The organism is Halomonas sp. HL-93 (assembly GCF_900086985.1).
In the GTDB taxonomy this organism is placed as follows: domain Bacteria; phylum Pseudomonadota; class Gammaproteobacteria; order Pseudomonadales; family Halomonadaceae; genus Vreelandella.
The window spans coordinates 607,381-633,283 of the sequence record NZ_LT593974.1; the positions used below are offsets into that span (position 1 = coordinate 607,381).

Consider the following 25,903-nt stretch of genomic DNA (forward strand, 5'->3'; position numbering starts at 1 on the left):
AGTTGGCCCCGTTTTTTGTTGTTAAACCTGTCGTTAAATGAGCTTTATAACAGGCTATTAAGCTTGTTTCAGCCTCTTATCGAGCCTAATCGTTAGAATAGCTACTCAAATATGGGTGCATTCGCGCCTTTGCTGGCAGCGCAAGCAAAGTAAGCTAGGCACACTGCAAATTTTCCGTGCGAGCTGCTTCATGGTCAACAATACTTCCTCGTCTACTACTCAAAAACGCAAGCCCCGCATACTTTGGGCTAACCCTTTCTGCTTATTAGATACGTCCAGCGGTGCTAGCATGACTGTGCGCCAAATGTTGTTGCAATTGGTAGCTCGTGGCTATGAAGTTCAGGTGCTAGGTGCGACTGTTTTCGATAACCCCAAAGGAATGGGGCGGCTGAAAGAACAATTCCCTGATCTCAACGCTCATCTGCACCAGCTAGTCGAAGTTGAAGATGGCCCGTTGACGCATCAATTGGTGGTTGGCTGCAGCCACAACCGTAATCATTTTACGACACATGAGGAGGGACTTTGGCACAGCCAATACCTCTATTTGCTGGATTCCTTCAAGCCGGATGTTGTGTGGTTCTATGGTGGCCAAACTCTGGATATGTTGATTGCCGATGAAGCTCGTGACCGCAGTATTCCAGTCGCTTTCTACCTGGCCAACGGCAACTATAAAGCGCCACGCTGGTGTCGTGATGTGGATTTGATCCTTACCGACAGCCAGGCTACGGCTGATATGTACCGCAATACGACCGGTTTTATCTCCAAGCCGGTGGGCAAGTTCATCGCCCCGGAAAACTTTATTGCCGAGCACCATGAGCGTAAGCGCCTTGTGTTTGTTAACCCGAGCTGGCAAAAAGGTGCCAGCGTGTTTGTGCAATTGGCAGTAAAGCTGGAGCGGGAGAGGCCCGATATTGAGCTTGAAGTGGTAGAGGCGCGAGCCGACTGGACAGCCGTGCTGCAGGAGGCTACACGCCGAATGGGGGGGCAGCGTAGCTCATTGAACAATGTGACCGTCACTGCTAATACCAGCGATATGCGCGGGCCTTACGGTCGGGCCCGAGTAGTGGTTGCTCCTAGCCTATGGTGGGAAAGCTCCGGGCGCGTGCTGGCAGAGGCCATGCTCAATGGCATTCCAGCGCTAATTACAAATCGTGGTGGTATGCCTGAAATGGTTGGCGATGCCGGGATTACCTTTGACTTCCCAGATGCTTGCTATGAAGAACCTTATCAACACCTGCTAAGCGACGAGGAGCTTCAACCGCTCGTTGATTCAGTTATCAGTTTTTTCGATGATGAAGTACTTTACAAGGATTATGTGGCTCGTGCTTGGCAGGTAGGCGAAGACAAGCATCACCTTGATCGTGCTACTGATAGGCTGATCACCGCACTAACACCTTTGGTACGGCAACGCGCCGGTAACAAAGATTTTTCAGTCAGCCAGAAAAAACGCCACTGTCAGCGCTTAGCCAGCCGTGCGACCAAACCAGAGTTTAAAGTCGATAAATCTTTACAGCAGTTAGTTAGCGCCAATGCTGGGATCAAACAGGGCACTGAACCGCAAGCTAACCGTTTGTCGCTTACCAATGATTTTACCTGGCAAGTTAAGGGCAAGGTCATGGTGCTCGACAACCGAGCCAGTCTGATCAAAAGTGGCCTTGCCGACCAGATGGCAGCAACACAGGCATTCGGCATTGTTGCTTTCGACCCCGCCAGCGAAATAAAGGATGCCAAACAGTACGAGGGCAGCGAAAACATACAACTGTTTCAGCACGCCTTGTTAGGCGATGGGCAAGCGACAATGCTTCATGCATGTGTCGACCCAGAAATGACCAGTGTTCTCGCACCGTTACCGGCTGAAAAACTTTCCAAACGCCATCAATTGGCCGCCAAGCCGCTGGCAGAACTGCCTATTAATACTGTGGCCTTGGATAGCATTGAAGGATTGGGGAACCTCGACTGGTTGATCCTCGATGAACTGAGCGACGCCATGGCGGTGCTGGAGCATGGAAAAAAATCACTCACAGAGACGTTGCTAATTCAGTCGCGAGTTGCCTTCCAGCCAACCCATGAATGCCAACCCAGCTTTGCTGAACTACAGCACTGGGCCAGCCGCAATGGATTTCGATTCTATCGTTTCCATAATATTCAGCATCACAGCCATTTGCCGGACGAGCTGAACGCACGTGTTCCTTGCGCTACTGAGCAGGAAAGCGCCGATGTGCTATTCCTTCCTAGCCAAGGCCGGATGGCTGCCCTAAGCGACGAAAGCAAGACCAAGCTTGCTTTTATACTTAGTGCAGGTTTTGCAGCGCATGACATGGCTTTTGAGTTGATAGCCGACGTTAGCCAGGAGAAAGCGCTAGAGTTTCTAGAAGGACAGTCGTTTTTGCCTAAACTTCCAGAAAAGGCTTCTTCGCCTGTATCAACCGTTGAAAATTTAAAAGAAGAGGTATCTAAAGCGCCACTTTCAAGAATTAAAGCAAACCATCCTCTACCAGGCCACTTAATTGTATCTCTGGCCTCTTATACACCACGTTTTGAAAACCTTCACCTAACTTTGCGTAGCTTGTTATTACAGGGCATGAAGCCAGATGTTTTTATTTTGTGGCTTGCCGAGGAAGAAAAGTCAGAGATTCCTCAGGCTGTATGGCAGTTGGAAGAATATGGCTTGAGTATTCGCTTCTGTGAAGATATTCGCTCTTATAAAAAAATAATCCCCACGCTACGCGAATTCCCTAACAGTTTTATTGTTACTGCTGATGATGACCTTTACTATGAGCCCAACTGGCTTAAAGGGTTGTTGGATAGCTGGGGTGGTGATTATAAAACAGTCGTTGCACACCGTGCCCATAAAATTCGCCTTGATAATAAAGGTAATCCAAAACCCTATCGCCAATGGAAATGGGAAGTTGGGCCTGATGAGCTTTCAGATGGTTTGATTTTTCCAACTAGTGGGGCAGGTGTGTTATATCCCCCGCGAATTTTTCATCAAGATATTACTAATCAAAAGCGGTTTATGGAGATTTGCTCGACAGCAGATGATATTTGGCTATTCTGGATGGCTTCGCTGAACCGCGCTAAAGTCAAAAAAACAAAATATAATTTTAAGATAATTGAGTGGCCTTCCCTAGCTAGCGGCGAAACCGGACTTTGGAAGGAGAATATATACAAGGGAGGCAACGATCTCGCAGTCAAAAAGTTGATGGCTGAATATGGCTTTCCTGCAAGCAATTTTTTTAAAAAATCAGTTAATAAAAAAGTAAATAATGCTGCTATATTTTATGGCAATGAAGATTTTTTCTATGAGTGCTTCACACCACCGATTACTAAGAAGAAAATGAATCGCATGAGTCTTAGCGATATATGCAAAAAGTTTTCAAGGCTAAGTCCTTCGTGTGTCCAAGATGAGCGGCTCAAGCTTGAAATTATTATTAATGAGGCCGATATAATTTTTCTGGATAAAAAATGTAGCGTTTTGAACGTTTTTAATACTTTAGCTAAAGAAGGTGTAACCTGCACATTGATAATTAAGCACTTGCTTAATCAGGTTGGTGGGGATACGTTGCGTGAAATCATTGCCCATGCGAGTGAATTTGGTTTTGGTGTTTCCCATATCCACAATATTAAGAGAAAAGAAAAATTGGATTCATATCGTATGCGGTTGAGGTTTTCCGAGCACGCCGAAGAGATTTTAATAGCTTTTACAAATAAAATTAACTGAGATATATCCACATGATATCTAGTTTACCTACTCAAGATAGTGTGAAGAGTGCTTGGGAAAGTGGTCAAGTGAAAGTGACTTGCTTGGTTAGTTGTTATAATCATCAAAACTATATTTTTGACTGCCTAAAAGGGGTGATTACACAAAAAACCGATTTTGCTTTTAAAGTTGTTATATATGATGATTTTTCAACGGACGATACCCGAAATATTTTAAGTCTCTTTGAAGAGAGATATCCGGATATTATAGATATATACTATGCTGAATTTAATCATTACGGCGTTGCGATAAAAGAAGAGCATTTAAATCGGCTTGAAGGCGATTATATCGCTTTGTGTGAAGGTGATGATTACTGGATTGATAGACTTAAATTAAAAAAACAGTATGAAGAACTAAAAAAAAGTAGTGCCTTTTTTTGCGTTCATCCTGCTGTTATTTTTCTTGAAGAATCGAGTCTAGAAGACGTTTTTTGTTATTATGGAAACGAAAAAGTTGTTCTGCCTCAAAGTCTTGTTTTCGGGTTGAAAAATCAGTTTGCTCCAACTGCATCGTATTTTATGAAGCTAGAAAAATATTTTGATTATATTGATCTACGAAAAAAGCTTAATGGGGGGCCTGGTGATTTTTTCATGGAAGTTTCGGCTTCTGATAAAGGAATCTCCTATTTGCCTGATATTATGTCATCTTATCGGAGAGGTGGCGCTGGATCTTATAGTAAAAAACAAGCTGGTTTAACAGTAGATGATGTTCATAGTGAATTAAAGCGGTGGTATGGCAATCTAGATGTTTTGTTAGCATATAGGCCTCACTTAGAAAAATTTATTATAGTAAAGAAGAGCTTGGTAGAAATTGACTGTTTACTAAGAATGCATCAAAAGACTAGTCATCAAGGTAAAAGAAATGAATATGTGGATAAAGTAAATAATTTGTTAAAAGCTCTTGGGCCACTTACATATTATTAGCCTTTTAGTTAGGGCGTTTTTAGAAGATGTGCGTGTTCTGCATCATAGTGAAATTTTTAATGCTTAATTTATGTGAGGAGGGATCCGATATACTGCCCCAAAAAGAAGGTGATCATTTCCTGATTACCTTTGACTGTAATGACCCCCTGATTTTGCACACCCTACGCAGCTATTGCAGGGTGTGCTCGGGGCGCCACATAGCCTAGTGACTGATGTGGCCGCTCTTCGTTGTAGTACCACATCCAGCGCCCTAGAACCGCTCTAGCTTGGCCCAACGACTCAAATCGATGCTGCCAGATGCACTCCTCCTTCAATGATCGGAAGAAGCGCTCGACAAGCCCGTTCTGCTCCGGTGTATAGGTAAGCGCGCCATAAACCCCATCTACCCACATTAACGTTGTCTGATCACACTGATGGTCTCTTTTGCTTTGGAGATCATCATGAGCCGCGAACTCAATCCCACTCAAGCGTTTTGGTTAGGGCATCTGTCTTATGCTGCCGCGTTGCAGATGCCGTTAATGCGTATGCTGAAGCGCAAGCCGTGACACTGGCCGACCTGATGGCGTGGGAAAATCGGTTAATCGTGCAGGGCTTTCCCGTGCCACCGCGTTGTCGTCCCGCCCGGTTTGTCGCGGTGGAGGTGGTCGCATGATTCGTCCAGGCACTGACCTAAAGGTTTACCTGTGCCGAGAGCCCGTGGATATGCGTAAGCAAATCGATGGCTTGGCACTGCTGGTTCAGGAAGCCATGGCCTTGAACCCGTTCGATCAAGCGCTGTTCGTGTTCGGTAATCGCCAGCGGGATAAAGTGAAACTGCTGTTCTGGGAACGTAGCGGTTTTGTGGTGTGGTACAAGCGCCTGGAGCGTGAGCGGTTTAAATGGCCAACGCACCTTAATGGCGAGACCGTGACGTTAACCGGCCAAGAGCTTAACTGGCTGCTGGATGGCTATGATTTAAAGGCCATGAAGCCTCACAAAGCACTGAATTTTCAGCGAGTTGGCTAACAAAATCGCCTCCTATTTTGGCGGCGCTTTTGTATACTACGCGGTATGAAAAACACGGCCTCTTCCTCGACGACGGTTACCCAGCTTGAGCACAAGCTGGCCGCTGCTGACGCTGAAAATGCGCGGCTGTTGGCGTTGATGGAAAAAAGGAAGCGCAGTGGGAAGCCACCAAACAGTCGCTATTTGAACAGTTCCGGCTTGCCCTGGAGCGTCAGTTCGGCCCTTCCACCGAGAAGTACCGTGTCGACCAGCGGGATCTGCTTATCAATGAAGCGGAAGTGTCGGTTGACGAGGAAGATGCATCGGAGAGCACCACGGCTGATGACGCGACGAGCGAGACCGCCACGCCTACTAAACGTCGCACGCGCGGCGGGCGTGTTGCGCTACCGCCGGAGCTGCCGCGTATCGAGGTCGCCCATGAACTGCCCGTCGATGCTCGCCACTGCCACGATGACGACACCGCACTGAAGGTCATCGATGAAGAGGTCAGCGAGGAGCTGCATGTGGTACCCGCCCGGATCGAGGTGATCCGTAATGTGCGACGCAAATATGCCTGCCCGCTATGCGAAGAGGGCGTCAACACCGCCCCGGCACCCGCCAAACTGTTACCCAAGAGTAATGCCAGCGCCACGCTGCTCGCCTATATCGCGACCGCTAAATACCAGGACGCGCTACCGCTTTATCGGCAAAGCCAGGTTTTTGCCCGCCATGGCGCCGAGATCTCTCGTAACACCTTGGCGCGCTGGATGGTGCAGGCGGGAGAACGCATCACCCCGTTGATCGACACGTTGCGCCAACACCTCTTAAACGCCCCGCTGATCCACATGGATGAGACGACGCTCCAGGTGAATCAAGAAGTGGATCGTGCCGCCAGTGCCACCTCGTATATGTGGGTGCAGCGCGGTGGTCCGCCGGGACAACAAGTCGTTCTGTTCGACTACGCCGCCAGCCGCGCCGGGCGTGTGCCCGTTGACCTGCTGGGCGCATGCCCGGCGTAAGTTCGTCGAGGCCCAGAAGGTGCAGCCCAAAGGAAAAACCGGTAAAGCGGACTGGGCGCTGAACCAGATCCGTAAGCTGTACGGCGTGGAAAAACAGGCCAAAGCGTTTGAACCCGAGGCGCGTCACGCGCTGCGTGACCAGAAGAGCCGCCCGTTAATCGATCAACTCCACACCTGGCTCGACAAGTCACTGGCCCAGGTGTTGCCCAAAAGTGCGCTGGGTAAAGCCTTGCACTACCTGGATAACCAGTGGCCCCGGCTGACCCGGTTCCTGAAGGATGGCTTGATCCCGCTGGACAACAATCCGGCAGAGAACGCTATCCGCCCGTTCGTGGTGGGGCGTAAAAACTGGCTGTTCAGCCACACCCCGAGCGGTGCTCACGCCAGCGCGGCGATCTACAGCCTGATCGAAACCGCCAAAGCCAATGGCCTCTCGCCTTACGACTACTTGCAGTACGTCTTTGCGAAACTGCCCGCCCTCGGCGATGATGAGCTCCACAAGCTGCTGCCCTGGCAGTGGAAAGAGACATTACCGGTCTAAGCGACGCCTGCATAGATGGGGTTAGTGGAGCGCTTACTTGCTGCTGCCATTGTCCGACAATCGCCAACCGAGAATTTCTCGCGTGCAGCAATCGATGATCACCGCCAGGCTGCCCCGTCGGTCCTTACCGCACCAAACGTGCGTCAGATCGGTGGCCCAACGCTCATCCGGTCGTGTGGTCACTGAAGGCAGACTTCGGGCACGCGGCCGGAAGCCCTGCGGTCGCTTGCGTACCTGCCAGTTCTTCAGCTGCAGGATGCGCTGGATCGGTTTGCGGTTCTCACCCAGCACACACGCCAGACGACGATAGCCATAGGTGGGGAATCGCTCCAGAGCCAGCTTTACCCGAGCGGCCAGATCGGTATTGATCACCCGGCGACGCGGTTTGGGACGATAGTACAGCGTCCGCCGGGGGAGCCCCAGCCACTGGCATAGCTTGACGAGTGATACCACGTGGCCCATCTGGGCCAGTTCCGCCTACGACGACCTTACGAGTTCTCGTCCTCGTCGAGCAGGCGTTTGAACTTTTTTAATGCATAGATCTGCAGGTGAGCCTCGCCCAGCGCCTCCTTGGTTTCCCGCAGATCGGACTCGTACTGCTCGCGGATATCCTTGAGCCGGGCTCGGAACCCGTTCTCCATGTCGCGTTGGGCCTCTTCGATCCAGCCCTCGACTTCCGAGACGGTGAGGTCATGCTGTCGAGCCACCTCTGCGACGGTGGTCTTGCCCTTGAAGATATCCATGACCACAGCGGCTTTGCGCTTGGCGGTCCAGCGTTTGACTGAGGGTTCGTTGCTCATCTCATCCTCCTGAAAGCTGCACTATAGCCTATGCAGCTCTGGAGGGGGTCACTTCATGACTACCTTAAGAATTAATAAGATGGCAACCAGGATTGAGCCTTCATACAGTAGCTATTGGTGTGACGGGGGAGCCCACAGCCCCCGTCAGCCTTAATGGAGGAGCGGTCAACATAAAACGTGAACGTCCGTTTGCTTTAAGCCAGGCAGCTAGCTCTGCAAGGTGCCAAAGTTCACCTAAGTGAATACCTAGTTTAAAAAGGCAGTGCTCATGCAATGGCAGGGCAGTTGTACAACAATCCGGTACTGCCTTGCCAACATTCTCGACTGCTAGGTTGTCTGAGACAATTGCGGCAACCCCGCTGTCTATGACCCACTGAAGTAACTTCTCATCCCTGCCATCCAGAACGGCGCAAGCTTCCTTGAGCGAGGCATCCGGTTTTTTGTTCATGCTAAGGATTAACTGATCCAGGCCTGTCCAGAGGCAGAGGATGTCACCCGGCTCGACCGTCACCTTGTCCTTTTCCATTATGACCATAAGATCGTTGTAGCCAATTTCCTTTCTTGGGAATTCTCCAGCGTAAGAGTGTAAATCAATCATTACTCCTCGTCCTTGTACGCCCTGTTTGGCCATGTTCTCAATTCCAAGAGCATTGGCACCAACACCCGAATCATCCATTTTGATGTCTTCGCCAGCACGGAAGCCGTTGTAATAGACAGGGATGGCGTGGCCATCGCCGTTTACATCAAACACTGAGCCGCGATGAGCAAGGCTGTCCCACTGGGTTGAATACTGGGTATGCAACAGAACAGCATCATCTGCCGCAACATCCGTTAACTTTGGATCTTTTTTTCGCCATTCGTAGTTGTAATAGGGCTCATCATTTCGGATGACGGGACGCAATTTCGGTGGGTGTCTCACCGGGCTCAGCAAATTACCCCCCGGGTAATCCAGGGGCAGGCTCAGGCAAAAGGTTTTTCCAACCTTAACTTCCGCGACACCCTGAAGCACCTTATTGTGATCAAGAAGGTTCAGGCGGCCCAACTGATCGTTCTCTCCCCAGTCACCCCAGTTTGCCCCTTCTGGCCTGGCTTTCCAGCGTGGATTAGTCATGATTTACCCTTCCCAAAACCTTTGTAATCATTTTTTCCGTGGACCCTGTGTAGTTTGCAGGGTTTATAAGCCGATCTACATCGTCAACAGAAAGGTGCTGACGAATCCGGTCATCCGTCAGCAAGGCATCACGCAAGGTAATGCCTTGGTCCCATGCTTTACCAGCTGAGCTGTATACCAGATCATGTGCCTGGTTACGGCCAATAATGGGAGCAAGGCCCATCATAACGGCCTCAGCCATGAGCAACCCGCCACCCAAGTGAAGATTTTCCAGCATCTTCGCCCGATCTACCGTGAGCCCACTGAGCATGGTGATTGAATGCTGTAAGCTTCCGGAGAGCAATACAAAAGCTTCTGGTATCACCATCCATTCGAGGGGCATTGCGGCCACTGCCCTTTCATGCTCCTGAATCATGGCAGTCAATTGCGAGCCAACGTGCTCCCGGAGCCGGTTACCGATAGCCATGATTATCGGGCACGCCACCGGGTTCCTTTTCTGAGGCATGGTACTGCTTCCGCCCTTGCCCGGCGTGTATGGCTCGCGAACCTCATCCACTTCAGAACGCATCAGCGTGGCAACCTCGGTCGCAATTTTGGCGAGCGTTCCACCCACCATCGCCAACCAGAATACCGCCTCTGCCCAGCCATCCCGTGCGGTATGCCAGGAAATAGGCGGCTCTTCAAGCTCCAGTTCCCGGGACAGCACTTCCAGGACATCGGTACCACGGTCCCCCAGAGTAGCCAGGGTGCCGACAGCACCACCGAACTGACAAACCAGTGCGCGTCGCTTTACGTCGGGAAGCCGTTCGCGGTGCCTGAGCAGCTCATCGAGCCAGACAGCAGCCTTGAAGCCGAAGGTAACTGGCGCAGCCTGCTGCTGAAATGTCCGGCCGGCCATGACGGTTGCCCTGTGATCTTCCGCAAGTTTCGCGACAGCATCAATCACTTCGTCCAGCTGCCGGGCCAGTATGTCGAAAGCTTCTTTCATCTGCAGAACCATGCCCGTATCGACAATATCCTGAGTCGTCGCTCCCCAGTGGACCCAGCGGGCGCTGTCTTTATCACAGGCGTTCGCCAGTTGATGCACAAGAGGGAGTATTGGAAACCCAACCTTCTGGTATTCCTCAGACATGGCCGCAATATCGAGGTTTTCGACTTTGGCCGCCATCGTTATTGCTTCTGCTGCTTCTTCCGGAATCAGTCCCAGCCGCGCCTGTGCGCGAGCCAAGCCGGACTCTACGTCCAGCCATGCCGCGAAGCGGCTTTTATCCGAGAAGATGTCGTGCACTACAGAGTCGCGAAAAGTGCTGCCGAAGTAGGCGGAATCAACGATAGATGAAGTCATAATCAGAAGTTTCTTTTAGAAAGGTCGGAATTTGCCAGGTATGCAGCTAAAACGATCAGTAGATTTCTCGTCGGAAAATGGATTGCCCATGGATATCAATGACATCTATATTTTCCAGTGCATCGCGAGTAATTGTTTCAATTTCTTCAGGTTTCCCTGATCGCACGATAATGGCACCAACGCGGTTGTTACTGGAAAGTTCGCTGCCAATAGCCATTCCCGCTGTTTTATAGGTATTCACACATACAACGTTACTATTCTGATGAACAATTTCTGGGTTGTATACAATTTTTCCAAACGCACCCTGGCTTGCATAGAGGAAGGTTTCAGCATAGGTTTCCTGGCATTGGTCAACTAATACTGTGGGAGGCACCTCACCAAGAAACGAATTCACCGAAATCTCAATAATGTCAACGCCTGTCATTGCTTCGATAATGGTGCAGCTTTCCCCACCACCAAAACGTGCAGCAAATTCAATTACACTTATCTTGTCGTCGTGAACGATTGCCTGAATCATCAACGGGCAACTTGTGATCCCCAGTGACGTTGCAATACTGGATGCCACACGCTGTATTTCCTGCTTAACACTATCAGAGACTTTGGCAGGCCATGTGCACCCATATATCTGCTGAGCCGAATCCTTCTCTGCGGGAATTTTTCGACGCTGTTTCGTCATCAAAACAGACGCCCTTTGCGCTTGTACAAAGCAATCAATGCCGATCTCTACACCTTCTATAAATTCTTCAACTATGGCTACCCCCGATCGGCTCAGAGCCAGGGCATCCGCTACCGCAGACTTGAGTTCGTCTAAGCGATCAATACGCCTGACACCCTTGGAGCTATTGCTATCGGAAGGCTTTACGATCAATGGAAAGCAAAGATTTTCCGGCACATTCTCAACCGGGACCTGAACAGAGATGAAACGAGAAGTTGGAATTCCATTCGCCAACATGAACTTTTTCATCAACGATTTATTAGTGACGACGTTGGCTGTTTCAGTACTGTAGGGGTGAGGAAGTCCAAGCTGCTCGGAAACGCTACATGCTATTACATTGGCTTGGTCTACACAGGAGCTAATGACCAGAGACGCTTCCCTTGTTCGGGCTATTTGCAGAACTTTTTCAACATCCAGTGTACTCGCGCGGATGTGCTCATCCGCGAGGTCAGCGGCGTAGGGGCGCTCATGGTAGTCGATAAGGAGAGTTCGATATCCACGTGCTTTAAGATTCTCTATTAGTCTTCTGTGGGGAAACGTACCCCCCAGAACAACGGCTACATCTTGGTCCATTCGTCTACTCACAAAGCTATGAATATTCGGATCAACAAGTCATATCTTTGATGAAACGATTTTTTTCGTCATTGGTATCAACGCGAAGAACAGGCATATCACTACGCATCCCTTTGCGAACGCGAACCTCAAGGAACGCCGGCCCTAAGCTGGAAGTAAGTTGCAAGAAAGTGTTTTTAAGTTCTTCACGGCCTGCCACGAAACTGCTAGCTGTCTGGTAGCCGGCGCCTTTACCTATTGCTGTTAGGTCTGCTGCATAGCCTACACTGTTCTGGCCCCCAACAGACTCATGAGCTCCGTTGTTGAGTATTACTTGTAACAAATTGGGTAGCTCAAGGTGGGCGGTAACAGGCATGCTTCCCATATGCATAAGTACAGCTGCATCACCATCAAGACAGATCACTAGCCGTTCAGGTTTAGCTGCCGCAATTCCAGAGGCGATGGAAAGCGTGTGCCCCATTGCACCAACATTGAGAAAATCGCAATTATGTGGCTGGTCGAGCGACTCGCGAATAGCATGAAGTTCCCGAGTAATTCTGCCGGTAGAAGCAATAAAAATGGCGTTGTCGGGCGCATTTTTAAGCAGCTCACGTATTGCATCTTCGCGGCTCATTGCATATTGCTGCTCGTCAGCGTCAAAACCGGCCTTTTCTTTTCGGGCCAGCACGTTCTTGCGAACAAGAAGTGCAGTAGGCTGGTTCAATTCCCGGGCACGAGAAACCGCCCACTCGATTGCATCTGATACAGTTTCCTCATCTTCATCCAGGACTTTGAAGGGGATATTCAGTGCATCAAGCAGAACCGGTGATAATTCCCCCTGTCGCTGGTGCTGAGGCCAATCACCGCTGCCCGGCTCACCGCGCCAACCAATCATCATCACAAGCGGGATGGAGTAAACGCATTTGTCAGTAAGAGAAATCAAGGGGTTCATGGCGTTGCCCATACCGGAGTTTTGCATATAAACCAACGGTACGGTGTTGGTGGCAAGGTGATAGCCTGCGGCTAGAGCAATTGCATTTCCCTCGTTCGCTGCAAGAACATGTCTGTTCTTATCCCATGAGGTATCGAGTCCAAGGCAGAAATCATTCAACAGGGTGTCAGGCACACCACTAATAAATTCGACACCATTTTGTTTAAGAACTTGATAGACATTTTTAAGATCGATCATGAAAAGCCTTTAGAAGTACTTAATTTTGTAGTAAGCGGTGGAACGCTTTGAGGTCTTGAGGCAATTGCCATACTTCATTTTTCAGCAAATCACTTTTCTCTACAGCTACACCTCCATAACCGGCGAGATTCGTAAATTTTTCCTCTAGTTCCGCATCTGTAAGCGGATTTTCGGGCTCTCCTTTCGGGAAGGTCACTAACTCCCTATATACGGTGCCATCATTTGTTTCAAGCCGCAGCTCAGCTGCCCGTTGATCAGGGACACGATCCGTATACTTTTGATCTGCTGAGATCGTCACCTTTCGTGCCAAGGCACGAATTTCGGCGTCGTCAACGGTCTCCTGAGTAAATTCATTGATACCTGCAGAGCCCGTTTTTATTGCCAGGGCCACACTAAAGGGAACACTCATTCGCGCAGCCGAAATATCTGAAACTTCCTTGTGATCATGGCGTCCTGCCAGGCCGTGGTAGGTGGTGATATGTATGTTCTTTATATCCACAGGAAGCACATGGGCCTTCTCCAGTATACGAATCGTACCTTCAATTGACGGATGAGCATGTCGGCATGCTGCGTAAGGCTTTACGTATACGCTGTGAATCCAGTAGCCGCTCGGGCCGTTTGCAAGAATTAACTCCTCCCTGTATTCATCTGTCGTCATTCTCAGAAATCCGGTGTCTCCGTTTAATGCGTCCTCCGGAGCACTAAAGCCAGCACGCGCCATGATCGCAGAGTGGACAGCTAAAACAGCCGCTCGCCCTACACTGTAGGGTTTTAACTCAGATCCTTTGTCGACAACTTTAAGGCTACCAGTTGCAGACACTGACGCTGCCGCCAAAGCATTCTCCATTTCCTGAGCATTGAACCCCAGCATCGCAGCAATGCCCATGGTTGCGCCAATGGCTCCACAAGTGGCCGTCGGGTGATAGCCTCGCCTGTAGTGTGTTGGCTGCATGGCGCTGGCTAACCGAAGGGCCGCATCGTAGCCCACCAACACCCCACGAATAAAGTCGTTCCCGGTCACGTTTAACTTTTCAGTCATTGGAATTAGGGCTGAAAATATAGGAGCGCCTGGGTGAATCATGCCGAAGCGAACACCATCATCCATTTCGGCAACATGGGAACTCAATCCGTTTATCAGTGCGGCGGTTTCTATACCGATTTTAACCGAGCTGCCAATAACGCCGACACCATCCTTATTTTCGCCCGCCATGCCAATGATTTTGCCAACCCGCGGCTCAAGAACCCTGGCACCGGCCAGTGCAGCACCCAGGTAATCAAGTAGGCACCGTTTAACCTGATGCCGGGCGGCTTCATCCGGCTCTTGAATCATGATCCGCTGCAAGTCTGCGACTAACCGTTGAGTCAAATTACTCATTATTTATGCTTGAACTGTCGTGGAGTGAAGTAGGTTTCAGCCTGTCGTTCTGAAGTACGGAGGAGCCTCCGACCTTGCATGGTGCCAAGCCGACTCAAAAGCGTCGAGTACCGCTGGAGGAAGAGCGCCACGCTTGAGAATATCAAGGTTTTCCTGCAACTGACTGAGGCTTGAAGCACCAATGAGAAGGCCATCGCCCTTTTGAGAGTCCAGGGCTGAGTGTTCAGATAACCATCTTAATGCGCCTTCCACCATTGTAATGCCCGTATCATGGCACGCATCCTGGAGCACCTGCAGCGCATTGAAGAACTCTTTCTTCCAATAACGCTGCTTGTAATTAGGGCGGTGAGTGAACCGGCCCGGGCTTGGTTCAGAGTCGAAATTTGAATAATTACCCGCCAAGATGCCACCAGCAAGAGGATTATAAGCGTAGAAACTCATATCCAGTTCCCGCAGCGCGGGAATGAGTTCACTCTCAACGTTCCGGCTTAGGCCATTATATAGCCCTTGATAAACTGAAGGGAGCGTCCAGCCATTTCTATCGCATATATGCCAGATATGAGCGACTTCCCAAGCGGCGTAATTACTGAGCCCTAACTTCTCAAAGTAACCCTGCTGACGTAATTCAGCACATGCTTTCAGCGTTACTTCCAAGGGCGTACTCGGATCAGGAAAATGAAGATACAGTGTTTCTACAGAAGGCTGTTGTAGTCGTTCAAGTGAAGTAAGCAATTGCTCTTTGATCGATTTTTCGTCCAACTTCCCGGTCACTCGTGGATTGACCTTCGTGGCTATTTTCAGTCTTTGTTCAGTTAGCTGTTTGCATGCCTGTCCCAAAAATTTCTCACTATCACCGGAGTTGTATACATAGGCCGTATCCAATTCATCATTACCCCGGCTTGTGAAGTGCTCAGTCATTTCAACACTTTCATCTAGAGTAACCTGGGGGCCAAATGTCATAGTGCCCAGGATTGCCTTAACAGGCATTATTTACCCTCCGCTTTAGGTGAGCGCTTTGCTTCCGGATAGTACTGATCAATCATTCGCTGAACTAAATGAACCTGTTTTATCCGTTTTTTTGCATCCTCTGAACTGGTGTCCCATGAGTGGGTTTTAGCGACTGATCCCCCAGTTTTGAGATATATGGGCGACGCGACCCTAATCATCTCTGGAACTTCGTAATGACGAATGAATCCACCAGTGGAGGCTGGGTTCTCAGTATGAATGTCTACCGGAACGTTAATTGTTTGGCGAATGGCTGCCAGCATCTGGAGCTGGATATCGCGCACCGGATTGATTGAATCGGCACCATTAAGTTCCAACAGCCTTGCTGAGCATGGGTTGCCATGTCCGGTATGGGCCGAAATTTTGAATCTACAGGCTTCCGGGATTTCCCCAGCTTTGCGCATTTCATTTAATACCCAGAGATGGCCTTCGTCATAGAGCAGGAACGATCGGCACCCGAGCATTGCCGCGCGCTTTATGTCTTCAATAGCCCGTACGATTTGATCCTGCCCACGAAGGCGGTAGCCCATGCGTTGACCTTCTGGGGTGTTTACTGAGGCGCTGGTGTCGTATGTTGCCCTGGGGCCAACCGATAGCACCAAGTCCACCTTATGCTTGCCAGCGAGTGAAACCATCTCACTGATTTCCGCATCCGACAGCAACATGATGCCTTTGGTTTGCGTCACTCTGTGGATGACCGCTCCTGTCTCTTTCGCTTCTTCGAGTAAGGTTTTCATTACACCTGGCCCTTGAATGCCGGGAACTTCGAAGCGATATTGGCCACCATCGGGAAAGCGTTTTTCAGAAGAACTCAGAGCGAAATCATCTCCCTGCGGCAGACCTATTTTTTTGAGGAAGTCCTGCGTTGCTTTCATGGTATCTTTCTCTTGGTGGCAATCGTTAGAAAATCAGGTGGTGAAGTCAAGTTTAATGCTTGAACAGTTTCAGATAGCATGACTCTTCTTCAATTACCCCGAACGCCTTGGCACACTGAACGACCTTCTGGGCCCAATTTCGGTGTGGGTTTATTTCATTCATTTTGTTGGATTTTTTACTCTTTATCACCCCACCGCTGGCATCAAGAACTTGCAAAGCGTCCTCGTACTCTTCTAGCGTCACGGCCTGCATCGCATTTACATACTTTAGATGCGAAGGATGGATAATGGTCTTTCCGATAAATCCATTTGATTTATCCAGAATCACCTCTCTGAGCAGGCCGTCAATCGCATCATTTACAATAGGCTGGCGATTGACCAATGAATGGTGAATATTCTGCTCGATAATATCGTCGATATTGTCGCCTGAAGAGGCAAGGAAATACTCCCATACCGGAGCAGAAACGATGTAACCATCGGTGGCGCGATTAAAAAAGTTCAATATGTCTGAAAGACAATCTCGAACCACAAGAATGTCGTAAATAGATGAATTCATGCCCCTACGGACACCAAACAACGATGAGAAATCCGTAGCACCCACGCGAATGTTGAGAATAAGGTCCCGGAATGGTTCTAGCGTGTTCTTGAGCAGTCTGAGCTCCATTGTTCGGGTTTCATGAAAGGCTATTGCCGAGCCTTCCAGAATGGGCATGCCGTATAACCTTACGCCAAGACGCTGGTTCAACTTTGCCAAATGATTCAGAAACAGAAGGCTGTTTTCGGAGCTGAATTTTGGAAAAACAAATCCTGTTAGTAGGTCAGCCTCTTCCGCTATCAAACGATCAGTAAAACTAATGAAGTGTTTTTCGTTTCTAACCCTAAGAAAAATTAACGGGATGTCTGACTGACCAATTTTCCCTGCCCGAATCGCTCCAGCAAGCGACCGAAGATGCCTGAGAACATTATCTTCCGCTTCCGGCAAGTTTTCTTCAGTAATCGCATCCTCGAAGCACATAACCATGGACGTAAGATCATTAAGGTCTTGGCTCAACAGCTTATTAATTACTTGCCTGGTTGCTGGCATATATAAAGTGCCACCAAGACAATACTGGAGAAGATTTTTTTCGGTATATTTGTCAAACTCGACTGGAGTGTGGACAAATGGGAAGTCTGGCTTGTGTCTGTGATGCTTCATGCAACGCTTCTTATCAGATCAATGATACGTTGAGATGCTGATGGTGTTATGCCTACGTAGAGGGGTAGGCAGATAATTCTATTTGCTAAATTTTGTGAATTGATACAAGTTTTTTGACAACTTGATTGAAGTTGGGCCAATTGGTTGAGCGAAGGATAGAAATACCTTCTGGCCAGTATGTCTTCACCCGCCAATACGTCCAAGAGCTCTTTCAGTTGAGTTTCGCTTTTTAATGCTAAGGGGAAGTAGGCACAGTTTTGTGTCGCATGCGGGCTCCAGGCCTGAAGCTGCCCGCATGGCTTCAAGCCACGCTCATACGCCTTCCAAACTGCCACTCTCGCGTCATGGTTACTTTCCTTTTCATCCAGTACACAAAGCCCCATCGCCGCATGTAGCTCGCTCATTTTAGCGTTGATGCCTAGTTCTTCGATTGCCTCTGGCCCAGTGATGCCGAAATTGATCATTTTCTTGGCACGCTCGAGGTCTTCTTTCTTCTTGAATACAATCGCGCCGCCTTCACCGGTGTGAAATAGCTTGGTGGCATGGAAGCTAAGCGTAGCTGCATCCCCATGTTTGAGAAGGCTTTCGCCTTTGTAGTTCACACCAAAGGCGTGGGAGGCGTCGTATATTACTTTCAGGTTATGCTGGCTTGCAATTTCGTCAATGGCTTCCACGTCACAGGCGTTGCCAAAGACATGTACGGGAACAAGGGCGCGCGTGCGTGGGGTAATGGCCTCTTCGATGAGGCTTGGATCTAAACACCAGGTATTCGGGTCAATATCTGTAAAGGCAGGATACACGCCTTCCCATTTTAGCGAGCTTGCGGTAGCTACAAAGGTGAATGGCGTGGTGATCGCCTCGGTAAGCTCGCTACGACCACTAATATCCAGTGCTCGGTAAGCAATCTGCAAGGCTAAGGTGCCGTTGGCGACAAGCAAGAGGTTTTCTACCCCGAGGTATTCTTCCAGGCGCTGAGTAAGTTGTTGCACTAATTCGCCGTTGTTCGTGAGCCAAGCGCGCTCATAAATGCCATCTATATAGCGGTCGAGCTTTTCACGGCTAGGCAAGTAGGGCTTGGTCACAGGTATCATAGTAGGCCTTTCATCACGCATGAATGATGCGACAGGGTTGCTTATGCATCACTCACCAATTGCTGTAAGTAAGCGCCGTAGCCGCTCTTTTCCAATGCCTTGCTTAGGTCCATCAACATCTCTTGGTTGAGCCAGCCTTGATTGAAGGCGATTTCTTCAAGGCAGGCAATTTTGTAGCCTTGGCGCTTTTCAATGGTTTCAACAAACTGCGCAGCTTCCAATAAGCTGGCATGAGTACCTGTATCCAACCAAGCAAAGCCGCGACCAAGCAGTTCAACGTGTAAATCTCCGCGCTCCAGATACGCTTGGTTAATACTGGTGATTTCAAGCTCGCCTCGAACTGAGGGCTGCACCTGCTTGGCAATATCAATTACATCATTATCGTAAAAATACAAGCCTGTTACGGCATAGTGTGAGCGCGGTTTTTTGGGCTTTTCTTCGATACTCACCGCACGTCGTTCTGAGTCAAACTCCACGACTCCGAAGCGTTCCGGGTCTTTTACTTGGTAGCCAAACACAGTTGCTCCGCTATCTCGAGCAGCCGCTTGACGAAGCTTGGGTGTAAAACCTTGACCATAGAAGATGTTGTCGCCGAGCACGAGGCAGACATTGTCGCCACCGATAAATGTTTCTCCGATGATAAATGCCTGTGCTAAACCTTCTGGATTGGGCTGTACTGCATAATTTAGGTTAATGCCAAAGCGGCTGCCATCGCCGAGCAGGCCCTGAAAGCTCGCCTGGTCATGGGGTGTGGTGATAATCAACACATCCCTAATGCCTGCCAGCATCAGTACTGACAATGGGTAATAGATCATCGGTTTGTCGTAAATTGGCAGCAACTGTTTGGAAACGCCCATGGTGATAGGGTAAAGCCGGGAGCCGCTGCCCCCTGCTAAGATGATGCCTTTCATGCTTTGCCCTCGCCCAATACTGGTATTGGCTTATCGGCCAACAGCGAAGGTTCTTTATCTTGGTGATTCGCTGCGGCATGCAGTGTCCACAGGACTGTCTTGCGTAACCCGCTACCAAAGCTTTCCAGAGGGCGCCAGCCTAACTCAAAAGTGATTTTGCTGTTGTCGACCGCGTAACGCAGGTCGTGCCCCGGACGGTCTTCCACGAAGGTGATTTGTTCGATATATGAGTTCTGACCACGGGGTGCTAGCTCATCCAGCAATCCGCAAATTCGGCGAACTGTTTGTATATTACTATGCTCGTTGTTGCCGCCGATGTCGTACGTTTCTCCCAGGCGACCTTTGGTCAGCACCAAGTGCAAAGCGCGAGCGTGGTCTTCCACATAAAGCCAGTCACGGATCTGCGTACCGCTGCCGTATACCGGTAGCGGTTTGCCACTTAGCGCGTTTTTTATGGTGAGGGGAATGAGCTTCTCTGAGTGTTGCCAGGGGCCGTAGTTGTTGGAGCAATTGGTGATCACTACGGGCAAGCCATAGGTGCGGTACCAGGCGCGAACGAGATGGTCTGAACTGGCTTTGCTGGCAGAGTAGGGCGAGCTAGGTGCGTAAGGAGTCGTTTCATTAAATGCAGGTGCGTCGGGGGTTGCTAAATCACCGTACACCTCATCGGTAGAAACGTGATGAAAGCGGAAGTACTTACGTTTTATTTCAGCAAGCCCTTGCCAGTAGTCCCGGGCGGCTTCTAAAAGCGTGTAGGTGCCCACAATATTGGTTTCTATAAAGGCGGCTGGTCCACGAATTGAGCGGTCAACGTGGCTTTCAGCGGCTAGATGCATGATGGCATCGGGGTGGTGTTGTTGAAACAGCCGATCAATCGCTTGCCGGTCGCAAATATCTACTTGTACGAGTTGGTAGCGTTCACTTTGCGCTGCACCTTCTAGCGCGTTGAGGTTGGCGGCATAGGTGAGCTTGTCAGCATTGATGATGTCCCAGTCAGTATTCGCCATCAAAAAGCGTATAACGGCGCTGCCAATAAAACCTGCACCGCCAGTGATGAGTAGCTTCATCTAAATGCCTTAGAATAGTTTTATCACGTTAGGTACAGTGTGCCTGAGATTTCTGCAGCAAAACGCTTGAAATGCGCATGTTTTTGTTCACAGACGCATCAATTAAAAGTTTTGATGATGGGAAAAGATCACAAGCCTCGTTAGGGGAAGCTGATTGTTCTTGTCCTCACCGCGATTTAGGCTTCACCGATGCTGACCGTGTTGAAAACGTACGCCGGATAGCGGAAACCGCCAAGCTTGCGGGATATTCATCTCAATACTGAGATGATGAACCCTGAAGCTGCCGCTGATACAGTAATGGAAGCGTTACGCGAGCGTGGAATGATTGGCTAGGCAATACTGGATATAGTCGACAGGGCCGTGAAGTATCAACATGTGCAAACACGAGTAGTGCCAGGAGCATAACAGTTGTAGTCTTCCCCTCTCACACAGGTCTGTCCTATGGATAGAAGCAGGGCGAGTAACTTAGTGTATGATTTTCGTCTGATGTATACTTGTTGGCTGCGCAGTTCAGGCGGCTCGCAAGGCAGCGCTCACCACACTAATTAGAAGAGAACCGGCAGTGGATTCCACAGACTTGATACTCATGATCGCCATTTTGTCGGTCTGGTTCAGCCTTAACTGTGGCTTGGTGTTGTTGTATTTGCTGCTCAACGGAGAAGCTCCGAAGTTCAGGTTCCGCTCTGCTAAGCGTTCTAAATCCTTGCCTGTTGCCCCGTCCAATTCAGCAGAGCCAGATGATGCGCCGGTTCTTGTGGATGAAAACGCTAGTGCGTGGGGGCTGTTTGTGATGTTTGATGAGCCGACGATGGCTAGCAATGAGCGCTTAAGCATCGTGCTTTTATCTTCTGGCGCGGTGTATGAAAGCAGCACTAAGTCTTTCACCCTGGCGGGAGACTCACCCCGCAACCCGATTCATATTGCTAACGCCTACCCACCTGCCTCACTGCCTTCCTTCAACCAGGATAACGGTCAATTCCCTGTGAAGGGCGTGGCGTTGAAAATGATCAAGAAATCGCGTAGTGCCACGCCCAACAAACTTCAGCTGGTGCGCTTGGTAAAGTTAGCCAAAGAACTCGCACGGATTGGCGGAAAGGTCGTGGATGCCGACAAGCAACCAGTGACCCCCAGCGGTTTTCAAGCAGTGATCGACGGGAAGGCGAAAGTGTAGGTGTTTCTCAGAAGTGGAGCAGTTGCTTAGAGTAGAGAGACAGCGCCTTATTTACCTGATTTTGTATGCGCTGTATGCCCCAAAAGCTCAATGGAAAAAGAGGGCAGGGCTCACGCCAAAGCGTTTGGCGAGCGCCTCGATATGGCGGCGGGTAAGGTCGCGTCCCTTGCGGTTGAGTATTCTGGAAACCAGCGACTTGCTGCCTATTTCGGGTAGGTCTGCGACACCAAGCCCGTGCTGGTCCATCAGGGACCTGAGCATATCCACCGCATCCTGAGACTGAACACCGGCATTGAACTCGGTAAATTCTTTGGAGGCATTTTCCCACTCCTCAATGGCATCGGTAAGGCGCTCAATAAGGGCGATATTGTTATCGACGTCGTCAATCAGCTCGCCGACCATGGTCAGCGCCTCTTGATACTCCGCCTCAGAGTGGATATGAGACAAGAACGGTACGGCGTGGAAAACAGCCTTGGCCTCTTCGAGGTAGGGGGTGGCATTCATTTATCGGCCTCCTTGGCATACCGACGACAAAGCTTGTCGTATTCGGAATGCGTAGTAATGTGCTTCACGTACAGAATCTGTTGCTCGAACGAGATAAACGCAATTAGTCTCAGGCCTGAGAAGATTGCCAAGCCACTAGCTTTCACGCGACCACTGAGCGAGCCGCCAGCTTTTATTGTATGCAATATTACTCGCCCCTGTGCCTCAAGCCCTTCCCCCCGCAGCCGATACTATAAAAGATAGGATGCATCTTAATCCCGCCAGGGTCGGCTTCACCATTATAAGTATTACAATCAGCAGGTGATGCAATGCTGGAGAAACTCCACAAGATCAATGTGAAATACACCCTGGCGTTTATCCTGGTGGCCTTGTCGCTGCTGGGCGTTGTAGTGGTCGATAGCCTGCTAGTCCAATCCATACGCGAGCGCATGACGGCGTTCAGCGGCTCGTTTAATCCGGCGGTGTCAGCGGTGCTCAATGCGGACCGTGATTTGTATCAGTCGCGGGTAGCAGAGCTTGAAGTGCTGCGCGAAGAATCGGGTAGTCAGGCGGCTAGCGCCCAGTACGACGATTACCTTGAAAATGCCGAGCAGGCGTATGACCGGATGCATGACTTCCTCACGTTACTGGACGCGTATCCGCAGGTGAGCGAGGGGCTTGAGCCGTTCGAGGATCGCTTTACGGCCTGGGAGGCGGCGTCCCTGCGTGTCTTTGAGCTTCATGCGGACGGCGAAGTTGACGCCGCTGAGGAGCAACTGGAAGGTGACTCGCTGACGGCCTTTAACTCCTTGCGTGAGCTATACAACATCGCCGGTGAAAGTGCTGATGCGCGTGGCTTGGCCCTTGAGGAAGAAACGCTGGCCCAGGTGGCCGTGCAGCAGCGCTGGGTGATGGGCTTCACCGCCTTGGTGCTCCTTGCCACATTGGTTATTGCCTTGATGGGGCCGAACCTGATGTCCCGGGCACTTCGTCAAGTCAGCGGTCGCATTCGCGATATTACCCAGGGGGAGGGCGACCTGACGGCGCGCATTAATAGCCAGCGTCGCGACGAGATCGGCGAGCTGGCCCGCGAGTTTGATGGCTTCATTGCCCGTATGGATGTCAGCTTCCAGGCGGTGCGAGATGGCGCCCGCAATGTCAATGTGGCATCGAATGAGATTGCCACCGGCAGTGAGGATCTCGCGTCGCGAACGGAAGAGCAAGCTTCGGCGCTGCAAGAGACGGCGTCCAGCATGGAGGAAATGTCCTCTATCGTCCGCCAGAACAGCGAGTCGGCCAGCAATGCCGATACGCTTTCCAGTCAAGCCTCCGAAAAAGCCGAGAAGGGTGTCAAAGAGGTCCAGCACTCGGTGGCCTTGATGCGCGAGCTTGAGACCAGTTCGCGCCAGGTGGGTGAAATTGTCGAAGTCATCGATTCGATTGCCTTCCAGACTAATATCCTGGCGCTTAACGCCTCGGTCGAGGCGGCGCGTGCGGGCGAACATGGCCGTGGCTTTGCGGTGGTGGCCAGCGAAGTGCGCAACCTCGCCAGCCGCAGCGCGGACTCATCCAAAAAAATCCGTGAGATGATTACGGATATTAGTCAGCGCATCGCCAGCGGGGCCGAGCAAGCGGTACGCAGCGGCGAGGGCATTCAGGATACGGTAGAAGCCATCCGCCAAGTCTCGGGACTAATGAACGAGATTTCGCTGGCCGTACGCGAGCAGGAATCTGGTATTCAGCAGGTGGGCACGGCGCTAACACAGATGGATTCCGCCACGCAGCAGAACGTCACGCTGGTGTCGCAAACCAGCGGCTCGGCGGCCTCCCTTCAGCAGGAGGCCAACCGCCTCACGCGCCTGGTGGATGCGTTCAAGCTGAGTGGCGATAGCTCAGATACCGCTTCTTCAGCGCTACCCAAGCCGGCTTCCCAGCAGGTAGCGCAGCGCAACCCGATGAAAAACGAACCTGAGTGGGAAGCTTTTTAGATGAGTTGTCAGTGCTCGACCCGTCACGGGTCTGGGCCAAAATTGATTTTCCTGGTTTTTGTTCGATAATGAGAGGCTTTACATGGCGCCCCTGGGGGATGGGGCGCTCAGTTCCTCTTTCAGCAGGGAATCAACGCATGGACCCGCATAAACTGGCGGTAGCCTTGGCCATTGCAGCAGGCTGGCTAAGTTTTAACAGTCTTATCCTCTCAATGTATTTCATACTAAGTAAAAGAGGGATATTGGAAGTCGACGGTTGGAAAATGGGCGAGTGGCTGAAGCTTGGGCGACGATTATCACCTGTTGCCGAGCGGGACGTATTGCCATCCCGGTCGCCTGTCGCGGATATAAAGGTGAACACCTCCTCTACGCTACCTAGCCATGAAGATAGTGTAGAGGAGGTGGCTCCTGAAAAGGGCAAGGCTGGCGAATACAGCGCTGTGCATGTGCTTTTTGTCATGTATAGCCAGCCCAATATCGCAATCAATAAAAAACTCCAGCTGTGCTTACAAAACTGGGAGGCCCACTACGATGCCGATCTTAAGGTTTACATCGTGCCTGGGGTTACCCCGCAGAACCCGTTACGCATTGCCAACGCTTACCCGCCTGGGGAAATGCCTTCCCTGGAGGCTTTTCAGCAGACGGAAAACCTGATTAGCGGCGTGAGCGTGATACTCGAAAAGCCGAAGCGTAAGCGTGGTTTTGATAAGGTCCAGTTGGAAAAGCTTATCATCTTTACGCAACAATTAGCCGCCTTAGGCGGCGAGATACTCGATGCCCAGCGCCAAGTCGCTACGCTTAAAACGTTCAACGCTATACGGTACAAATAGTCCACCAACGAGGCTGGCTGTATATTCAATAAAAGAATAAAAAGTGGCTTTAATATTCTTTTGTTCGCTTTTTTCGATGCGCTTAAAATAGCCATCATCAACGCCACATGGCTTTCTGTGCGGCTATTTGAATCGTCGGAATATCGACCTAACGAGGTAACAGATTCATGCGACTAACACGCACGCTGAATATGACCCTGGGCGCGTTTGCATTAAGCATTGCCAGCGGGTTATTTGCCGCCACTACCCAAGCCGATACGCTGAAGGTTGGCATGTCGGGCGGTTATTTCCCCTTTACCTTTGTGGAGCAAGACGAACTCAAAGGGTTTGAAGTCGATGTCATGAACGCCGTAGGTGAGATAACCGGCGATGACATCGAGTTCGTGACGGCAAGCTTTTCTGGCTTGGCCGGTATGCTGGAATCTGGACGGATCGATACGATTGCCAACCAGATTACGATAACTGAAGAGCGCCAAGCGAAGTATGCATTCACCTCACCGTATGTTTACGATGGTGCGCAGGTAGTGGTTCGGGCAGGTAACGACACCATTCAAGGCGTTGAGGACTTATCCGGTAAAAGCGTCGCCGTGAACCTCGGGTCTAATTTCGAGCAACTGCTACGTGAACTGCCCAATGCTGATGAAATCGATATCCGCACCTACGAGTCTAACGTCGAGCAGGACGTGGCGGTTGGCCGGGTGGATGCCTTCGTGATGGATCGAGTGAGTGCCAGCCAGGTCATTAGCGAGCGCAATTTGCCGCTTGAGTTGTCTGGGCAGCCATTCAATACCATCGAAAATGCGCTACCGTTCCGTGATGATGAAGAAGGCCGTGCCCAGCGCGACCGTGTTGACGCAGCGCTCGAAGAACTGCGCGATAACGGAACGCTAGCGGATATATCGCAGAAATGGTTCGATACTGACATCACCCAACCATAATCGAGGCTCTCGCCTGTTGATGGCGGCCGTGGCAA

Annotated in this window: 24 protein-coding genes and 1 pseudogene; 9 read left to right on the forward strand and 16 right to left on the reverse strand. The window is 50.4% G+C overall.

Going from position 1 to position 25,903, the window contains the following annotated elements; translation table 11 throughout:
- Positions 1-289: 289 nt before the first annotated feature.
- Together GA0071314_RS02705 and GA0071314_RS02710 are read left to right on the forward strand one after the other, a co-directional pair.
- On the forward strand, positions 290-3,721 hold the full coding sequence (locus GA0071314_RS02705) for a glycosyltransferase (protein ID WP_074395199.1): 3,432 nt from the start codon (positions 290-292) through the stop codon (positions 3,719-3,721).
- Positions 3,722-3,732: 11 nt separating this feature from the next.
- Positions 3,733-4,683: a glycosyltransferase family 2 protein gene (locus GA0071314_RS02710; RefSeq protein WP_074395200.1), complete on the forward strand. Its 951-nt coding sequence runs from the start codon at positions 3,733-3,735 to the stop codon at positions 4,681-4,683.
- A gap of 161 nt (positions 4,684-4,844) precedes the next feature.
- On the opposite strand, the gene GA0071314_RS19955 is transcribed toward GA0071314_RS02710, so the two are convergent.
- On the reverse strand, positions 4,845-5,075 hold the full coding sequence (locus GA0071314_RS19955) for an integrase core domain-containing protein (protein ID WP_074395201.1): 231 nt from the start codon (positions 5,073-5,075) through the stop codon (positions 4,845-4,847).
- 256 nt (positions 5,076-5,331) lie between these two features.
- On the opposite strand from GA0071314_RS19955, the gene tnpB reads away from it, so the two are divergent.
- Positions 5,332-5,688, forward strand: a complete 357-nt coding sequence (tnpB, locus tag GA0071314_RS02720; RefSeq protein WP_074395202.1) for an IS66 family insertion sequence element accessory protein TnpB — start codon at positions 5,332-5,334, stop codon at positions 5,686-5,688.
- A gap of 45 nt (positions 5,689-5,733) precedes the next feature.
- Positions 5,734-7,227, forward strand: a pseudogene (gene tnpC / locus GA0071314_RS02725) (IS66 family transposase).
- 33 nt (positions 7,228-7,260) lie between these two features.
- On the opposite strand, the gene GA0071314_RS02730 reads toward tnpC, so the two are convergent.
- The 13 genes from GA0071314_RS02730 to rfbB form a co-directional block, all read right to left on the reverse strand.
- On the reverse strand, positions 7,261-7,689 hold the full coding sequence (locus GA0071314_RS02730) for a DDE-type integrase/transposase/recombinase (protein WP_156524088.1): 429 nt from the start codon (positions 7,687-7,689) through the stop codon (positions 7,261-7,263).
- A gap of 26 nt (positions 7,690-7,715) precedes the next feature.
- On the reverse strand, positions 7,716-8,027 hold the full coding sequence (locus GA0071314_RS02735; protein WP_074395203.1) for a DUF1153 domain-containing protein: 312 nt from the start codon (positions 8,025-8,027) through the stop codon (positions 7,716-7,718).
- Positions 8,028-8,127: 100 nt separating this feature from the next.
- On the reverse strand, positions 8,128-9,138 hold the full coding sequence (locus GA0071314_RS02740; RefSeq protein WP_074395204.1) for a cyclase family protein: 1,011 nt from the start codon (positions 9,136-9,138) through the stop codon (positions 8,128-8,130).
- Complete coding sequence (locus GA0071314_RS02745; protein WP_074395205.1) at positions 9,131-10,483, reverse strand: class-II fumarase/aspartase family protein; 1,353 nt, start codon at positions 10,481-10,483, stop codon at positions 9,131-9,133. The genes GA0071314_RS02740 and GA0071314_RS02745 overlap by 8 nt, the downstream gene beginning before the upstream one ends.
- Positions 10,484-10,538: 55 nt before the next feature.
- Positions 10,539-11,771 (reverse strand): ATP-grasp domain-containing protein, encoded by a 1,233-nt coding sequence (locus GA0071314_RS02750; protein WP_074395206.1) that lies wholly within the window; start codon positions 11,769-11,771, stop codon positions 10,539-10,541.
- 31 nt (positions 11,772-11,802) lie between these two features.
- A complete protein-coding gene (gene aepY, locus GA0071314_RS02755; protein ID WP_074395207.1) occupies positions 11,803-12,939 on the reverse strand; it encodes a phosphonopyruvate decarboxylase in 1,137 nt (378 codons plus the stop codon).
- A gap of 19 nt (positions 12,940-12,958) precedes the next feature.
- Positions 12,959-14,314 carry an MmgE/PrpD family protein gene (locus tag GA0071314_RS02760; protein ID WP_082934187.1) on the reverse strand — a complete coding sequence of 452 codons (1,356 nt, stop codon included), beginning with the start codon at positions 14,312-14,314 and terminating at the stop codon, positions 12,959-12,961.
- A gap of 36 nt (positions 14,315-14,350) precedes the next feature.
- On the reverse strand, positions 14,351-15,301 hold the full coding sequence (locus tag GA0071314_RS02765; RefSeq protein ID WP_074395209.1) for an aldo/keto reductase family protein: 951 nt from the start codon (positions 15,299-15,301) through the stop codon (positions 14,351-14,353).
- A complete protein-coding gene (locus GA0071314_RS02770) occupies positions 15,301-16,194 on the reverse strand; it encodes a peptidase (protein ID WP_074395210.1) in 894 nt (297 codons plus the stop codon). The genes GA0071314_RS02765 and GA0071314_RS02770 overlap by 1 nt, the downstream gene beginning before the upstream one ends.
- A gap of 52 nt (positions 16,195-16,246) precedes the next feature.
- A complete protein-coding gene (locus GA0071314_RS02775; RefSeq protein WP_074395211.1) occupies positions 16,247-17,389 on the reverse strand; it encodes an HpcH/HpaI aldolase/citrate lyase family protein in 1,143 nt (380 codons plus the stop codon).
- On the reverse strand, positions 17,386-18,480 hold the full coding sequence (locus tag GA0071314_RS02780; protein ID WP_074395212.1) for a DegT/DnrJ/EryC1/StrS family aminotransferase: 1,095 nt from the start codon (positions 18,478-18,480) through the stop codon (positions 17,386-17,388). The genes GA0071314_RS02775 and GA0071314_RS02780 overlap by 4 nt, the downstream gene beginning before the upstream one ends.
- Positions 18,481-18,521: 41 nt before the next feature.
- Positions 18,522-19,391: a glucose-1-phosphate thymidylyltransferase RfbA gene (gene rfbA, locus GA0071314_RS02785; protein ID WP_074395213.1), complete on the reverse strand. Its 870-nt coding sequence runs from the start codon at positions 19,389-19,391 to the stop codon at positions 18,522-18,524.
- Complete coding sequence (gene rfbB / locus GA0071314_RS02790) at positions 19,388-20,458, reverse strand: dTDP-glucose 4,6-dehydratase (RefSeq protein WP_074395214.1); 1,071 nt, start codon at positions 20,456-20,458, stop codon at positions 19,388-19,390. The genes rfbA and rfbB overlap by 4 nt, the downstream gene beginning before the upstream one ends.
- Positions 20,459-20,535: 77 nt before the next feature.
- Between rfbB and GA0071314_RS19465 the strand changes: the two genes are divergently transcribed.
- A complete protein-coding gene (locus tag GA0071314_RS19465; protein WP_197668823.1) occupies positions 20,536-20,721 on the forward strand; it encodes an adenylyl-sulfate kinase in 186 nt (61 codons plus the stop codon).
- Between the two features lie 299 nt (positions 20,722-21,020).
- Entirely contained in the window at positions 21,021-21,629 is a 609-nt protein-coding gene (locus GA0071314_RS02795; protein ID WP_156524089.1) for a hypothetical protein, read from the forward strand.
- An 87-nt stretch (positions 21,630-21,716) separates the two neighbouring features.
- On the opposite strand, the gene GA0071314_RS02800 is transcribed toward GA0071314_RS02795, so the two are convergent.
- Both GA0071314_RS02800 and GA0071314_RS19960 read right to left on the reverse strand, forming a co-directional pair.
- Positions 21,717-22,133: a helix-turn-helix domain-containing protein gene (locus GA0071314_RS02800; protein ID WP_074395216.1), complete on the reverse strand. Its 417-nt coding sequence runs from the start codon at positions 22,131-22,133 to the stop codon at positions 21,717-21,719.
- Entirely contained in the window at positions 22,130-22,279 is a 150-nt protein-coding gene (locus GA0071314_RS19960; protein WP_074398403.1) for a type II toxin-antitoxin system HigB family toxin, read from the reverse strand. Before GA0071314_RS19960 ends, GA0071314_RS02800 begins: the two co-directional genes overlap by 4 nt.
- A 162-nt stretch (positions 22,280-22,441) precedes the next feature.
- Between GA0071314_RS19960 and GA0071314_RS02810 the strand changes: the two genes are divergently transcribed.
- The 3 genes from GA0071314_RS02810 (at position 22,442) to GA0071314_RS02820 (ending at position 25,868) form a co-directional block, all read left to right on the forward strand.
- Positions 22,442-24,100 (forward strand): methyl-accepting chemotaxis protein, encoded by a 1,659-nt coding sequence (locus GA0071314_RS02810; protein ID WP_074395217.1) that lies wholly within the window; start codon positions 22,442-22,444, stop codon positions 24,098-24,100.
- Between the two features lie 11 nt (positions 24,101-24,111).
- The gene (locus GA0071314_RS02815) at positions 24,112-24,930 is read left to right on the forward strand and encodes a hypothetical protein (RefSeq protein WP_156524090.1); all 819 of its coding nucleotides are present in this window, start codon (positions 24,112-24,114) and stop codon (positions 24,928-24,930) included.
- Positions 24,931-25,097: 167 nt separating this feature from the next.
- A complete protein-coding gene (locus GA0071314_RS02820; protein ID WP_074395219.1) occupies positions 25,098-25,868 on the forward strand; it encodes an amino acid ABC transporter substrate-binding protein in 771 nt (256 codons plus the stop codon).
- Positions 25,869-25,903 lie beyond the last annotated feature (35 nt).